This is a genomic window from Micromonospora sp. NPDC093244 (genome assembly GCF_040683695.1).
Taxonomy (GTDB): domain Bacteria; phylum Actinomycetota; class Actinomycetes; order Mycobacteriales; family Micromonosporaceae; genus Micromonospora.
Genome location: NZ_JBFBEO010000001.1, coordinates 179,624 through 192,750, shown reverse-complemented (window position 1 = coordinate 192,750; position 13,127 = coordinate 179,624). Strand labels below are relative to the sequence as shown.

The 13,127-nt window shown below is 71.8% G+C and carries 14 protein-coding genes and 1 pseudogene; 6 read left to right on the top strand and 9 right to left on the bottom strand.

Annotated elements, in window-relative coordinates:
* A complete protein-coding gene (locus AB0N27_RS00940) occupies positions 1–930 on the bottom strand; it encodes an LLM class F420-dependent oxidoreductase (protein WP_364362376.1) in 930 nt (309 codons plus the stop codon).
* A 101-nt stretch (positions 931–1,031) separates the two neighbouring features.
* On the opposite strand from AB0N27_RS00940, the gene AB0N27_RS00935 reads away from it, so the two are divergent.
* Both AB0N27_RS00935 and AB0N27_RS00930 read left to right on the top strand, forming a co-directional pair.
* Positions 1,032–1,343 (top strand): metalloregulator ArsR/SmtB family transcription factor, encoded by a 312-nt coding sequence (locus AB0N27_RS00935; RefSeq protein ID WP_364362375.1) that lies wholly within the window; start codon positions 1,032–1,034, stop codon positions 1,341–1,343.
* Between the two features lies 1 nt (position 1,344).
* Complete coding sequence (locus AB0N27_RS00930; RefSeq protein ID WP_364362374.1) at positions 1,345–1,863, top strand: SRPBCC family protein; 519 nt, start codon at positions 1,345–1,347, stop codon at positions 1,861–1,863.
* A 38-nt stretch (positions 1,864–1,901) separates the two neighbouring features.
* Here AB0N27_RS00930 and AB0N27_RS00925 read toward each other — a convergent pair whose 3' ends face one another.
* Both AB0N27_RS00925 and AB0N27_RS00920 read right to left on the bottom strand, forming a co-directional pair.
* Complete coding sequence (locus tag AB0N27_RS00925) at positions 1,902–2,939, bottom strand: hypothetical protein (RefSeq protein WP_364362373.1); 1,038 nt, start codon at positions 2,937–2,939, stop codon at positions 1,902–1,904.
* Positions 2,939–3,208, bottom strand: coding sequence for a hypothetical protein (locus AB0N27_RS00920; protein WP_364362372.1), 270 nt, complete (start codon positions 3,206–3,208; stop codon positions 2,939–2,941). The genes AB0N27_RS00925 and AB0N27_RS00920 overlap by 1 nt, the downstream gene beginning before the upstream one ends.
* A 536-nt stretch (positions 3,209–3,744) precedes the next feature.
* On the opposite strand from AB0N27_RS00920, the gene AB0N27_RS00915 reads away from it, so the two are divergent.
* Positions 3,745–4,947 (top strand): hypothetical protein, encoded by a 1,203-nt coding sequence (locus AB0N27_RS00915; RefSeq protein ID WP_364362371.1) that lies wholly within the window; start codon positions 3,745–3,747, stop codon positions 4,945–4,947.
* Here the strand turns inward: AB0N27_RS00915 and AB0N27_RS00910 are convergent.
* Positions 4,865–5,143, bottom strand: a pseudogene (locus AB0N27_RS00910) (Uma2 family endonuclease); the annotation flags it as partial. The gene AB0N27_RS00915 and the pseudogene AB0N27_RS00910 sit on opposite strands and share 83 nt — an antisense overlap.
* A 36-nt stretch (positions 5,144–5,179) precedes the next feature.
* On the opposite strand from AB0N27_RS00910, the gene AB0N27_RS00905 reads away from it, so the two are divergent.
* The gene (locus AB0N27_RS00905; RefSeq protein WP_364362370.1) at positions 5,180–5,659 is read left to right on the top strand and encodes a hypothetical protein; all 480 of its coding nucleotides are present in this window, start codon (positions 5,180–5,182) and stop codon (positions 5,657–5,659) included.
* A 76-nt stretch (positions 5,660–5,735) separates the two neighbouring features.
* Positions 5,736–6,950 carry an MFS transporter gene (locus tag AB0N27_RS00900; protein ID WP_364362369.1) on the top strand — a complete coding sequence of 405 codons (1,215 nt, stop codon included), beginning with the start codon at positions 5,736–5,738 and terminating at the stop codon, positions 6,948–6,950.
* A gap of 19 nt (positions 6,951–6,969) precedes the next feature.
* Here the strand turns inward: AB0N27_RS00900 and AB0N27_RS00895 are convergent, their stop codons facing one another.
* Positions 6,970–7,755, bottom strand: a complete 786-nt coding sequence (locus tag AB0N27_RS00895; RefSeq protein ID WP_364362368.1) for a helix-turn-helix transcriptional regulator — start codon at positions 7,753–7,755, stop codon at positions 6,970–6,972.
* Between the two features lie 63 nt (positions 7,756–7,818).
* Between AB0N27_RS00895 and AB0N27_RS00890 the strand changes: the two genes are divergently transcribed.
* Positions 7,819–8,652: an SDR family NAD(P)-dependent oxidoreductase gene (locus AB0N27_RS00890; protein WP_364362367.1), complete on the top strand. Its 834-nt coding sequence runs from the start codon at positions 7,819–7,821 to the stop codon at positions 8,650–8,652.
* Between the two features lie 67 nt (positions 8,653–8,719).
* Here the strand turns inward: AB0N27_RS00890 and AB0N27_RS00885 are convergent, their stop codons facing one another.
* The 4 genes from AB0N27_RS00885 to AB0N27_RS00870 are packed head-to-tail and all read right to left on the bottom strand — an operon-like array spanning position 8,720 to position 13,126.
* Positions 8,720–10,141, bottom strand: a complete 1,422-nt coding sequence (locus AB0N27_RS00885; protein WP_364362366.1) for a S8 family serine peptidase — start codon at positions 10,139–10,141, stop codon at positions 8,720–8,722.
* Between the two features lie 10 nt (positions 10,142–10,151).
* A complete protein-coding gene (locus tag AB0N27_RS00880; RefSeq protein WP_364362365.1) occupies positions 10,152–11,774 on the bottom strand; it encodes an RICIN domain-containing protein in 1,623 nt (540 codons plus the stop codon).
* Positions 11,775–11,807: 33 nt separating this feature from the next.
* Positions 11,808–12,452: a hypothetical protein gene (locus AB0N27_RS00875; RefSeq protein ID WP_364362364.1), complete on the bottom strand. Its 645-nt coding sequence runs from the start codon at positions 12,450–12,452 to the stop codon at positions 11,808–11,810.
* The gene (locus AB0N27_RS00870) at positions 12,449–13,126 is read right to left on the bottom strand and encodes a hypothetical protein (protein WP_364362363.1); all 678 of its coding nucleotides are present in this window, start codon (positions 13,124–13,126) and stop codon (positions 12,449–12,451) included. Before AB0N27_RS00870 ends, AB0N27_RS00875 begins: the two co-directional genes overlap by 4 nt.
* Between the last annotated feature and the right edge of the window lies 1 nt (position 13,127).

Here is a 13,127-nt window from a genome sequence, read left to right as displayed (position 1 = left end):
TCAGAGCTTCGCCATCACCTCGCTGGCCACCAGTTCGAGGTGCGCCAGGTCGGAGAGGTCCAGCACCTGGAAGTAGATGCGCTGGCTGCCGGCCTCCGCGTACCGGCCGATGGTGTCGATGACCTCGGCGGGCGTACCGGCGACGCCGTTGGCGCGTAGCTCGTCCGGCTCGCGGCCGATGGCGGCGGCCCGGCGGGCCACCTCGGCGTCGTCCCGCCCGCAGCAGAGCACAAGCGCGTTGGACCAGATCATCTGGGCCGGGTCACGCCCGATCTCGGCGCACGCCGCCCGGACCCTGTCGAACTGGGCAACCGTGTCCGGCACGGACGCGAACGGCAGGTTGAACTCGTCGGCGTAGCGGGCGGCCAGCCGGGGGGTGCGCTTCGGCCCCATCCCGCCCAGCAGGATCGGCGGGCGGGGCTGCTGGACCGGCTTGGGCAGGGCTGGTGAGTCGACGATCGGGTAGTACCGGCCGTCGTACCGGAACCGCTCCCCCGCCGGCGTGTCCCAGAGCCCGGTGATGACGGCGAGTTGCTCCTCCAGGCGGTCGAACCGCTCCCCCAGCGCCGGGAACGGGATGCCGTACGCGGTGTGCTCCTCGGCGTACCAGCCGGTGCCGATGCCCAGCTCCACCCGGCCGCCGCTCATTTGGTCGACCTGCGCCACGGTGATCGCCAGCGGGCCGGGCAGCCGGAAGGTGGCAGCCGTCATCAGCGTGCCGAGCCGGATCCGGCTGGTGTCCCGGGCCAGCCCGGCCAGGGTGGTCCAGGCGTCGGTCGGGCCGGGGTCGCCGCTGACGTCGCCCATCTTCAGGTAGTGGTCGGATCGGAAGAACGCCCCGTAGCCGGCGTCCTCCGCGCAGCGGGCCACGGCGAGCAACTGGTCGTAGCTCGCGCCCTGCTGGGGTTCGGTGAAGATCCGCAGTTCCATGATCCCGAGCATAGGTAGCCGACCGGCAGTGCCGCTCCCGGACGGGAGGCAACGCTTCATATACCTTGACGGTCATATGAATCACGAGGCATATTGGGTGCGTGTCCACCGACGCCTTCACAGTCCTCGCCGAGCCCACCCGGCGCCGGATCCTCGACCAGCTCCGCGACGCCGAGCGCAGCGTCGGCGAGCTGGTCGACGGGCTCGGAGTCAGCCAGCCGGCCGTCTCCAAGCACCTACGGGTGCTCCGCGAGGCAGGCTTCGTCACCTGCCGCACGGCAGCCAGGCAACGGATCTACCGCCTCGACGTGGGCCCGCTGCGGGCCGTCGACGGCTGGCTCGACCCGTACCGCCGGCTCTGGACCCGGCACCTGGACGCCCTCGAACGGCACCTCGACAGTCAGGAGCAGTGACATGGACCGCGACGCGTTCCGCCCGAGCCCACCCGCCGACGCGCGCGCCGACGGCGCCACACTTGTCTTCGTCCGCGACCTCCGGCACCCGCCGACCACCGTGTGGCAGGCGCTCACCGACCCGGCGCAGCTCGCGCAGTGGGCGCCGTTCCTCGCCGACCGTGACCTCGGCAGCCCCGGCGCCGCCGTGCTCACACTCGTCGACGGCGAGACGACCCAGCAGGACCCGGCGACGGTACGCCGGGCCGAGCCGCCACATCTGCTGGAGTACACCTGGGGCGACGACCTGCTGCGCTGGGAGCTGAGCGCGCTGGGCACCGGCACCCGGCTCACCCTGCGGCACACGGTCACCGACCGGGGCATGCTGCCGATGGTCGCCGCGGGTTGGCACCTCTGCCTCGACGTGGCCGACCGGCTGCTCGACGGCGACCCGGTCGGCCCGATCCGTGGCGCCGAAGCCAAGGACTTCGGCTGGCCCGAGCTGCGCGACACGTACGCCGAACGGCTCGGCGAGGCCTGACCGGGCGGCCCCAGGCGAACCGGAGCCGCCGGGACCACTCAGACGTACGGCCGGGTGGCGTACGCGGTGCGCAGCGCGGCCAACCCGGCCGCCTTCGGGGAGAGGGTGCCCCACCCGGAGTTGAAGTAGTTGGTCCGGACGATCCGCGGCCCACGCTCGGCGTTGAGCTGGGCGATGGCCGCCGGGACCGTGGCGATCCAGGCCGGCTGGTCGGGGATCTCGGCGGACCGCACCCCCCACTCGGCGATGATCGCTGGTCGGGACAGCGCCACCGGCCCGAGGTCCGCCACCGCCCAGTCCTTGGTGCGACGGAACCGGGACAACGCGGTCTGCCCGGCCGCCGTGGCGTAGGCGTTCCACTGCAGGAAGTCCAACCGCGACATCAGCGACTCCGGGTGGGTGCGCTGGAAGCAGGCCCTGTCGAAGCCGGCGACCCCGACCGAGAAGGTGGTTCTGGGCGGCAGCGTCCGTGCCTTGAACCAGGTGAGGATGTAGTTCATCGCCTGCACTGCCCGTGCGTCCGACTCGGCCCAGGTGTACGCCTTGCCGTCCTCGGTGGTGCCGAACTCGTGATCGGTGTCCAACTCCGAGGCGAGCTGGATGTTCACCCCGAAGCCGAGGAACCGGTACTGCGCCAGGGCCCGGTGCAGCAACCCGTCACACTGGCCTTTGAGCACCTGGCCGTACCCGTACGCCTTGGGCCAGGTGGTGCCGGGACGCTGCTGGATGGTCATCGACGGCGCCGGCACCGTGTAGTCGGTGACGTCCACCCGGAAGCTCTGCGGCCCGGCGTTCGGGGCACCGTAGTGCTTCAACTCCAGCACCATGTTCATCTGCACCCCGGCCTTTCCGAGGTCGATCAGCCAGGGCCGGTTGTATCCGGGGAAGACGTACCCGTCGGCGAAACTGCGGTACTGGGTGAGCGAACGGAAGTTACCGCCTGCCATGTCGGCGGTCGGGTCGGCGCCCCCGGAGAGGTAGTAGCCGCCGAGCACCGGCTGGCTCAGGGCGTAGTCGGCGGCGGCGTTCGCTGTGTGTCCGGCGGAGTCACGGACCTGGACTGTGACGCGCGGCATCACGCCACCGCCCGGTACTCGGCCACCGAGCCGCTGTCGGAGACCCGGGTCCAGGTACGCCCCGAGTCGTCGGTGACTGTCACGGTCAGCGGGTCGATGACGGCGGCGACCTTGATCGGCGCGCTGCTGTTGCCCTGCGCGTCGGTCACCACGATGGTGACGGTCAACGGTTTGGTGTCGGCGTCGGAGTAGGTGACGGTCAGCAGCATCTGGTCCCCCGGTGCGTACACGGATGCGTTCAGGGCTGCGGTGACTGTGGGATTGGCCATGTCGGACCCTCTCTGCTTGGGTCGGCCGTGGGTCGGGCGTACGGATGAGCGACGCCGAGCCCACGCGGAGTCCACGGTGGCGAAAGGCCGGCAGGCGCGGATGCGAGGGCATGACCGCGTAGGCGGTGGAGCCTGACTGCCGGAGTGATGACGTCCTTGTCCGGGCGGGCGGATGGCATCGCTGCGGGCGCCCGCAGCGGCGGGGATGGGCTGGGCCGGGTGGACGATGCTGTCCGCGCCGTGCCCGAGGAATGGGATGTGGCCCGACACCCGTCCGCCTCTTCCCCCTGGCCTCAACAGTGCTCTACCAGGGGCTTTACCGTCTTGTCCTGTTTGCGACAGTGGTGCCGACTTGCCGATTAAGGGCGGGGCTCTGGCGCGGCGCGACGGCCCGCCAGCGGACACATTCGTAGACTTGGACGGCAACTCGGCAGGATTGTGGCGCTTTCCGCTGCGGATACCATGCGGTCGTCTCCGTCAGGCGCGACCGGAAAAGGTGCCGAGTGCTCAGGACGGCGAGAAGAGTCACCACGACGATGAGCATCTGGCGGCAGGGCCTGTGGCGGTATCGCCTGACCACCGCCGGCGTCGGCCTGGCCGCTCTCAGCGTGGCCACCGCCGTGCAGAGCCCACCACTGGCGCTCAGCGTCGCGGCAGCCACAGCCGGCGCTGTGGTGTCGTCGCTGGAGATCCTCGCGAATCGCCGGCGGGCCCGACAGTTCCGCTTCCATCCCCGCGACGGCGACGACTACCGGGACATCGCCGAGCAGCTCCCCGGCCCCACGCGGGTGCTGGCGAATGCCCACAGCACCGGGGTCCTGCACCCGGCGGTGAACTCCCGTCTGCGGGGGCAGCGAATCCGCTGCGCGGTCGCCCCCACGAGCTACGTGCTCGGCCGTGACCTGCGGCGCTGGTCGTTCGACTTCCTGGCCCGGCACGCCCGCACCGCCGCCATGCACAACGCGTCGGTCCTGGGCCTCGCCGACGACCTGCCGAGTGGTTCCGACGACCCCGTGGTCAGGCTGCGACGGGCGCAGTACTTCGACTTCTTCTGCAGCAATCTCCTCGCGCCCTACGACGTGTACGAGGCCGGACGGGACACGTTGGCGCTGCGCGGCCGGGACCTGATCCTCGACCATCGTGGCCGTCTGCGCCGGTTCGCCGACAGCCGGCTGGCGAACGTCGTGGGGGTGTCCACACTCGCGTTCACCATCGACGGTCGCCTGCTACTGGTGGCGCAGACCCGCGACAACGTGGGCAGCCCCGGGCTTCTCGCCCCGTCCGGCTCGGGCTCGCTGGAACCGCAGGACGCGACGGGGACGTCCACGGCGCCGAGCCTTCAGGAGGTCATCGTCGGCGGTGCGCTGCGGGAGCTGCGCGAAGAGTGCCACCTCGAACCGAACGAGATCGCCGAGAGCGTCGTCCTTGGTTTCGGGCGGTGGATGAGCCGCGGCGGCACTCCCGAGTTCTGCACCGTCACACTGCTCAAGGTCACTGCCGAGCAGGTGTTGCGGCGCAGCGTCCGATGGACCGAGCGGCCGTACGTGGGCGAAGTGCTGGCCGTCCACATGCCGCCCACCGGCGAATGGGACGCGGACACGCCGTTGGCGCTGCTACCCGCCGAGAAGCGGCACACCGCTTCCTGGCCGTTGGCGTTCAGCCTGGCCTGCCTCGCCGAATGCATGACCGACGAGACGTGGCCGCAGCGCGCCGCCGTGTCGGCGCTCGTCGACCAGTGACCGCCCGCCCACCGGCGGCGCGGACCGCACGGCGCTCACGCTTGTCGAGATGGTCGGTGGGCGCCGTCTGGAGCAGCCACGCCAACGGCATGCGCGCCCGCTCCTCGTAACTGCCGTTCCCGCCCAGTCGGTGCAGGGTCACCGTCTGCGCGCCATCCCGGTCCACCACCCAGTACTGCGGAATCCCCGCCGAGGCATATTCCGCGAGCCGGTGTCAATGTAACGTTGACACGTGATGGCGGAGCTGGCCCAGCTGGCCGACGTTCAGGCCACCCGCGTGGGCCTTGACGAGCGGGAGTTGGACCTCATCGACCGGGCCCGGCACGGGGGCGCCACGTGGGCGCAGGTCGCCACGGCGTTGGGGCTGGGCAGCCGGCAGGCCGCCGAGCAGCGCCGCCAACGCCTGGTGGCCGCGCGCAGGTCGCGACGGCAGCGCCTCGACCTCGGCCTCCCGTCGCAGATCGTGGCGCTGCGCACGGCCGTGGCCGACCTCGATCGGTGGATCGCCACGGACCGTCGGTGGGACGGCCGGTTCCGTCGGGCCGCACTCGTCCGCCGGACGGTGGACGCCTCCCTGGATGCCGCCCCGGGTTCGCTGTACGCGTTGGCGCTGCACCTCGTCGCCGACCTGTCCGGGGCGCACGAGTGGCTGCCGCCGCCGGTGCAGGCCGTGGAGGCGAAGCTCTCCGCCGTGCTGTCAACCACTCGTTGACAGGACCGTAGCGGTATTGCCGCCGCCCGACTCAAGAACCAGGGTGTGAGTCATCCCGACTCAACCTGGAGGGCTCGTGCGCCGTAACGCGTGGTTGTTCGTGGCGATCTCACTCCTGTCCGGCTTCGGGAGCAGCGCCATGTCGCTTGTCGCCGGCATCTGGATCCTGGACCTGACCGGTTCGACGAGCCTGGCCGCGCTCGCCGGCCTCTGCGTGTACGCCCCGGTATTCGCCGGTCCGTGGCTGGGGGCCGTGGTGGACCGGGTGCCCAGGCGACCACTTGTCATAGGCGTCAACCTCGCGCTGGCGGCCATCCTGCCGGCACTCTTCGCGGTTCGCGGACCGGGGCAGACCTGGCTGATCTTCGCCGTGTCGTGCGCCTACGGCGTCAGCTACGTTCTCATCGACGCCGGCGAGACCGCGCTGCTGCCGTCCGCGCTGTCACCGTCGGAACTCGGCGACGTCAACGGCTGGCGGTCCAGCGCGCAGGAGGGCATGAAGCTGGTCGCTCCGCTTGCCGGCGCGGGTCTCTACGCGTGGCGCGGCGGTCACGCAGTCGTCGTGCTCAGCGCCGCGACGCCGATCCTGGTTGCCCTCCTGTACGCGGCGGTCCGCCTGCGCCGGACGCCGCCCGACCGGCCGAACCGCTCGGACCGGGGCCTCCGGGCCGGGATCTCCGTCCTGGCCCGGCAGCGGGCGACCCGGGTACCTGTGGCGCTCGCCGCCGTGTCGATCGCCATGTCCGGCTTCTCGACCGCGGCGATCTACGCGATAGTCGTCTCGGAGCTGCGCCTGCCGACGACGTTCCTCGGGGTGCTGGCCAGTGCGCAGGGCGCGGGTTCCATCGCCGGTGGCCTGGTAGTCGGGCGGCTCATCAGGCGCTGCGGGCCGGTCGGCGTCGGCGTGGCCGGTACGGCGCTGTTCGCCCTCGGTTGCCTGGCGCGCTGCCTGCCGTGGTGGCAGGTCACTGTCGGCGGGGCGGTCCTCGCCGGCGTCGGCCTGCCCTGGACCCTGGTCGCGGCAGTGACCGCCGTGCAGACGCACACGCCGACACCACTGCTGGGGCGGGTCGCCGCGACGGCCAACACCGCGATGTTCGGGCCGCTTGTCGTAGCGATTCCACTCGGCTCGGCGGCCGTCCACCTCGGCGCCCGCCCGACGCTCATCACCGCCGTCGTGATCTGCCTGACGGCCGTGGTCGCCTCGTCCCCGTGGCACGACGGAATCCGGGATCGCCGGCTGGCGGGTCCGACCGGTCAGCGGGCCGTCCCGATTGGTCGCGAGGGCTAGGCTGTGCCGCTGCCACCCCTCAGAGGAGTCTGGCCAGGGCCTGCGCGGCGGGGGTTTCCGGTGCCGCCTGGTACGCGATGATCACCTGTCCCTCGGCGCCGGCGATGGCGAGCGTTTCCCGTCGCAGCGTGAGCGGCCCGACGATTTCGTGGTTGAAGCGCTTGACCTCGTCCCGCGTCGGCCGTACGTCGTACCCCGCCCAGACCTCGCGGAAGAGGCTGTCGGTCGACAGCGAGGTGATGAGTTCGGCAGTCGCGGGATCACGCGGGTCGGCTTCGGCGCGGAGTGCGGCGGCGCTCTGCGCGGCGATCTCCTTCCAGTCGGGAAACAGCGTCCGTGCCTCGGGATCGAGGAAGATACCGCGGATCAGGTTCCGACCGGGCGTGTAGAGCGGGGACAGCGCCATGGCGAGCTTGTTGGCCGCCAGCACGTCGAAGCGGCGGTCGCGGACGTACGCGGGTGTCTGACTCCACGAGTCGATGAGCTGCCGCACGGTGTCGGAGACCGCCGGGTGCTCGACCCCGGGCGGCGGGGCAGCGGCGAGCGCGGCGAGATGCGCCCTCTCGTCACGATCCAGCCGTAACGCGTTCGCCAGGGCGTTGAGCACCTGCGGTGAGGGGTTGCGGTCCTTGCCCTGCTCCAGGCGGGTCAGATAGTGCTGGCTCACACCCGCCAGGCGGGCCAGTTCGTCACGGCGCAGTCCCGGTACGCGTCGACGCCCGAACGAGGGCACCCCGGACTCGTCCGGCCGGACCCGCCCGCGGCGTGCCTTGAGGAAGTCGCCGAGCGCGTTCTCGCCCTTCATTCCGGCCAGCCTAACCCCGTCAGGGTGCTGGTAGCCCTGCGTCCGCCGACGCATGGTCGAGTCATGAAGACATGGTTCATCACCGGCGCATCCCGCGGCTTCGGCCGCGTCTGGGCCGAGGCCGCGCTCGCCCGCGGAGACAAGGTCGCCGCGACCGCACGCGACGGGAGAGCGCTACAGGATCTGACCGAGGCGTACGGAGACCACGTTCTGCCGCTGACTCTCGACGTGACCGACCGCCCGGCCGTGTTCGACGCGGTGACCCGGGCGGCGGAGACGCTCGGCCGCCTGGACGTCGTCGTCAACAACGCGGGCTTCGGACTGTTCGGCATGGTCGAGGAGACAACCGAGGAGCAGGCCCGCGCGCAGTTGGAGACGAACTTCTTCGGCGCCCTCTGGGTGACCCAGGCCGTCCTGCCGGTGCTGCGCGCGCAGGGCGCCGGTCACATCCTCCAGGTTTCCAGCATCGGAGGGGTCGGCGCCTTCCCCACCCTCGGGCTGTACAACGCGTCGAAGTGGGCACTGGAGGGGCTCAGCGAGGCGCTGTCCGCCGAGCTCGCCCCACTCGGCCCGAAGGTGACGATCGTTGAGCCGGGACCGTACGGCACCGACTGGTCCGGTGACTCGGCGGTGCACACCGAGCCGATCGCGGCCTACGAGCCCGTACGGCAGGCACGCCGGGCCGGGGCGACCGCCCGCACACCCGACGATCCCGCATTGACCGCCGGAGTCATCCTGCAACTTGTCGACGCCGAGGAGCCGCCGCTGCGCCTGTTCCTCGGGCCGTACCCGTACCGTCTCGCTGAGACGTTGTACCGGGACCGGCTCGCCACCTGGAACGACTGGCGCTGGCTGGCGGAGCAGGCAGCGCCGGGCCACGGGAACAACAAGGGCTGAGTACCTGCCGGTCCCGTGCGTCTCCGGCCGGGTGCCGAGACCGGCAGGCCCCGGCACCCGGCCGGAGCTACCGCCCGTTCACCCCGTCATGGCTGGCCTGACCGGCGGACGGAGGCTCCCAGAACGGGTCGTCGCCGTCGACGGTCATCCGGGCGCGGGCCGCCAGGGTCTGCCGGCGTGCCCTGCCCCGCGCCACGGCTCCGGCCAGCGCGCGGACCGGACGCGGCAGCAGGTACGCCAGGATCAACAGGACGGCGAGGGCGGCCCCGACCAGGGACAACACCCGGCTCAGCGTCTCCATACCGCTGGTGGGTGTGGTGGTCGCGGCCTGCACCCCCACGCCGTCGGGGAGCGGCGTCGTGACCGCGGCGACCGGGCTGACCAGGCCCTCGGCGGTCGTGTCCCGCACCTGCCTGGCCACGTCGGGGGCGTGCAGCTTGGGGTGGGCCGAGCGAACGAGGGCGACGGTGCCGGCCACGAACGCCGCGGCGTACTCGGCTCCGCTGCCGGAGCGACCGATGGTCGCCACGTCGATGCCGGGGGCCAGCAGGTCCACCGAGTCGCCGGGATAGGCCTCGACCGGTTGCCCGTCGGCTCCGACGCCGCCGACCCGGAGCAGGCCGTCCATTGCTGTGGTCCCGGCCGGCGGGCTCGCCGCCGGCACCACCACCACCACGTCCCGCCCGATCGCCTCGCTGACCGCGGCGCGGATCGCCGGGTCGGCGGCGTCGACGCCGGCACCGATCAGGACCACCTGGGCGCCGGACGCGGCGGCGACGTCGATGGCGGTGGCCACGGTACGTGCCGAGACCCCCGCTTTGACAGGCACGATCCGCGCCTTCGGCGCCACCCCGAAGGTCTTGCCCTCGGCGCCGTCGTCGCCGGCGACGATTCCCGCCAGGGCGGTGCCGATGCCCGCGCAGCCGGTGTCACCGCGACCGGTGCCGGTGGCGATGTCAGCGCCTGTTGATACCCGGTTGGCCAGCTCGGGGGCAGTACCGTCCACACCGGAGGCGATCACCGCGACAGTGACTCCCGAGCCGTCCGCCTCGGGCCACGCCCGACTCGGCGTCAGCAACGCCTGCCCCCACCCGGCCGCGGCCGGGACGGCTGCCTCACGGCCGCAGGCCGGGGCGGCACTGCCGCCCGCCGGGGGTACGCCGTACTGCAACTCGGCACCCACCGCGTCCCACGGCAGGATCAGGTGCCAGCCGGCGCTCAGGCGGCTCGGGTCCACGACCCGGCGGCCGTCCGGCTGGACACGGCCCGCGTTGAGGGCGAGGATCTCGCCGGCCCGGCCCGGGTCGCCCAGGAAGCGGGCAGAGATCTCCCAGAGGTTCTCCGGCGCACCCTGGTGGGAGGCGGCAACCGTGTAGTAGGACTGGTTCGCGGCGGTGCCCGGCGGCGGGGCCGCAGCGGCTCCGACAGTGGTCAGGCCGGTCAGCGCGGTCGACAGCAGGGCCGTCAACACGGCTCGACGGAGCATCATCGTGGACACCTCACCACTCGGACTTCTCGACGAGCGCCCACTCGTGGTCGTTGTTCGAGCTGCAGGCGAAGAGCGTCAGCGGGGCCGTGGGGTCGGCGTTGCCCTCGCTGGGGACGTCGAGGCACAGCTTGGAGGCCGTGTTGCGCAGCCAGTAGTACTGCCAACCGCCGGAGGTGACCTTCGGCTCCAGCCGGAAGTACTGGTTGTCGTTGTCGTAGCAGGCGGTCTCGTGGACCGGGGTGTTCGACTCGACCTTCCCGATGCCCGGCGGGTCGAGGCAGAAGCCGTCGTCCTTGTTACGGACCCAGTAGAGCTGGTAACCGTCCCGGTCGGTGCCCCGCAGCTCGAACGTCCACTCCTGGTTGTCGTCGCCGGTCTTCGCGCACGTGAACTGGCCCACCGGGCCGTCGCGCGTGCCCGCCCCGAAGTTGGGCAGGTCAACGCAGGTCTTGCGGCGGAGGTTGACGATGAAGTACGGCCCGAAGCTGCCTCCCGCCCCGACGCCGTCGGCCGCCTTGACCGGAGGTTGGTTGTCCCGCGCGGGGGCCTTCGTGCCCGTCGGACTCTTCGGCTTCGTGGTGGCCGACGGCGACGGCGTGGAACTGGCGGGAGTCCTCGGCGACTGCAGGCGCGTGTCCTTTGCGTACTCCGCCTGCGCCTTGGTCACGACCTCGGCGAACGCGGTGGCTCGCTCGCGGCCGCCGGTGAAGGCGGCCAGGGCCGCCGGGTACTGGCCGCCGGACTGCTCGACGAGCCTGCACATCGTCTGGCCGAGCGCGGGGATCGCCACCGACGGATCCCACGGGGTCCGTTTCGCGGCCGACCTCACGGTGGTCGTCCAGACCCCCGGGAGGAACTGCGCGATGCCCTGTTCACCGGCGGGGCCCAGCTTGTTCGGGTCGAAGCCGGACGTCGCCGAGATCTGCGCCGCGATCAGCGCGGGCGGCATCTCGGGGCAGACCCTTCCGGCGGCGGCGACAGCCTTCACGTACGCCTCGGGCACCGGGACCACCGAGCCACCGGCGGCCGTCGTTCCGGCCGTCGGGGCCGGTGACGCCGGGCCGCCGCCGAAGGCGGGCTGCAGGGCATACCAGCTGGCGTACCTGTCGACGGTGTCCACATAGTCACGAGCGCCGGCGGGGATGTCACCTGCCGCGACCACCTGGTCCATGCCGAGCCGGTGCGCGGCCAGCGCGACCCGCCACGGGTCCTGGTCGATCTTCAGGGCCCGGGCCTGGCCGACCAACTGGCACATGGCGTGCGCGAGGGCGGTGATGGCGGCCTCGCGGTCGGACGGTTCGGCACCGGGCCACGGCGCGTACTTCCGCCACTGCTCGGGGGTCAGCGCGGCGACTCCTGTCGCACCCCCGGCCCGCATGTCGTCCACCGGCTCGTCGCGGAAGTTCGAGGCGACCATGATCTGCCCGGCCAGCCGGGCCGGGGTGAGCGCCGGGCAGGAGGACGCCGCGCGTACGAGGATCCGCACGTCCGACGCGGTGACCCGGTTGCCCTCAAGCGGCTCGGCGGCGTTGGCCGCCTGTCGTGCCACGAAGGCGCCAACCCCGAGCAGGACGATCAGCGCCAGGGCCGAACCCAGGAACACCGGACGGCTCAGCTTCGGCATCCGGAACATCAGTAACGCTCTCTCTCCGTGGGGATCGGGGTGTCAGTCGGCCGGCAGGGCGGCGAGCAGCTCGTCCTCGGTGGGGACGGCGACCTCGTCGTTCCAGCGCAGGGTGCCGACGACCATGTCGAACAGCAGGACGATTGCCTGCACCGCTTCGGCCTCGACGTCACCGTCGGTCAGCACGGTGAAGGTCAGCATGCCCCAGACGCCGGGCGCGTCGGGGGCCGCCACGAAGTAGCTGACCCGGACCGATGGGGCCTTGCGGTTGAGTGCCTCACTGTCGATGATCTGGCGGATCCTGACGGCCGGGCAACCGTCGATCTCCAGGGCCGTCCCGTCGGGGCCGGCGTCGGCGAGAATCGAGTTCAGCACAGGCGCCGGATCCTGCTGGTCCTCGCCGTCGTCGATGACCGACAGCAGAAGCGTGCCGGGCAGCCGCATGCCGCGCATCTCCCGCACGGGCAGCACCACCGCCCGGGCACCCTGCCGCTGGGCCTCGTCGGTGGCCTCGGTGAGATCCTTGCGCAGCATCCGCCGCCACGGCCCGGCCTTGTCCCGGGGCAGCGTGTCGGGCAGTGCCTGCTTGACGATCTCGTTGATGACGCGGTCCCGGACGCGGCTGAACTCGGGCGTGGTGGGGATGTGCGCCCAGCCGTCCGGGACGATGAGCTCGAAGTCGATCACGCGAGGCCGCCGGCCGGCACGAACCGCAACGGTGCCACGGCGTCCTGGGGCTGTGCACCGAACTGGGTGGCGATCAGGTGCATCACCGCTTCCACGCCGGCGCCGATCACCGCCACCTGCTCAAGGTCGCTGACCCGGGTCGTGAGCAGTACGTCGATCTCCCGGTCCGACCCTTCGAGACGCAGGGCGGCGTTGACCCGACCGTGCAGCCCCTCGGCCTCGTTGCGGGCAAGCGCCAGCACCCGGATGCCATCGCCGTGATCCGTGGACACGTACTCGACGTTCGGTGGCCGTACGTCGTCGGGCAGGCCCTCGGCGCCGACCATGGACATCAGATATGCGGGGTCGCCGGGTCCCGCCTCCCGGAACTCGGCCAGGACGAGCAGCGGAAGCCAGCGCACCCGGTCGTCGACGAAGCCGGCGCCCCAGATGAGGCGGCAGTTGGCGGGCAGGCCGTCAGCGCGCTCCAGCAGGTCTCGGGCCACCGCCGAGCCCACCGCTCCGGGGCTGAACGGGAACTCCTCGGCGGCATCGGCGGGCCAGGCCGCACGGGCTGCCTCCACCTGCTCGCTCACCCATCCGTCGAGCAGTCCGGCCATGAATTCGGTCCAGGGGCCCCGGTCCGCCTCGTCGGAGGGCACGAAGCCCCAGGCCCAGGAGACTTCGATGGGCATG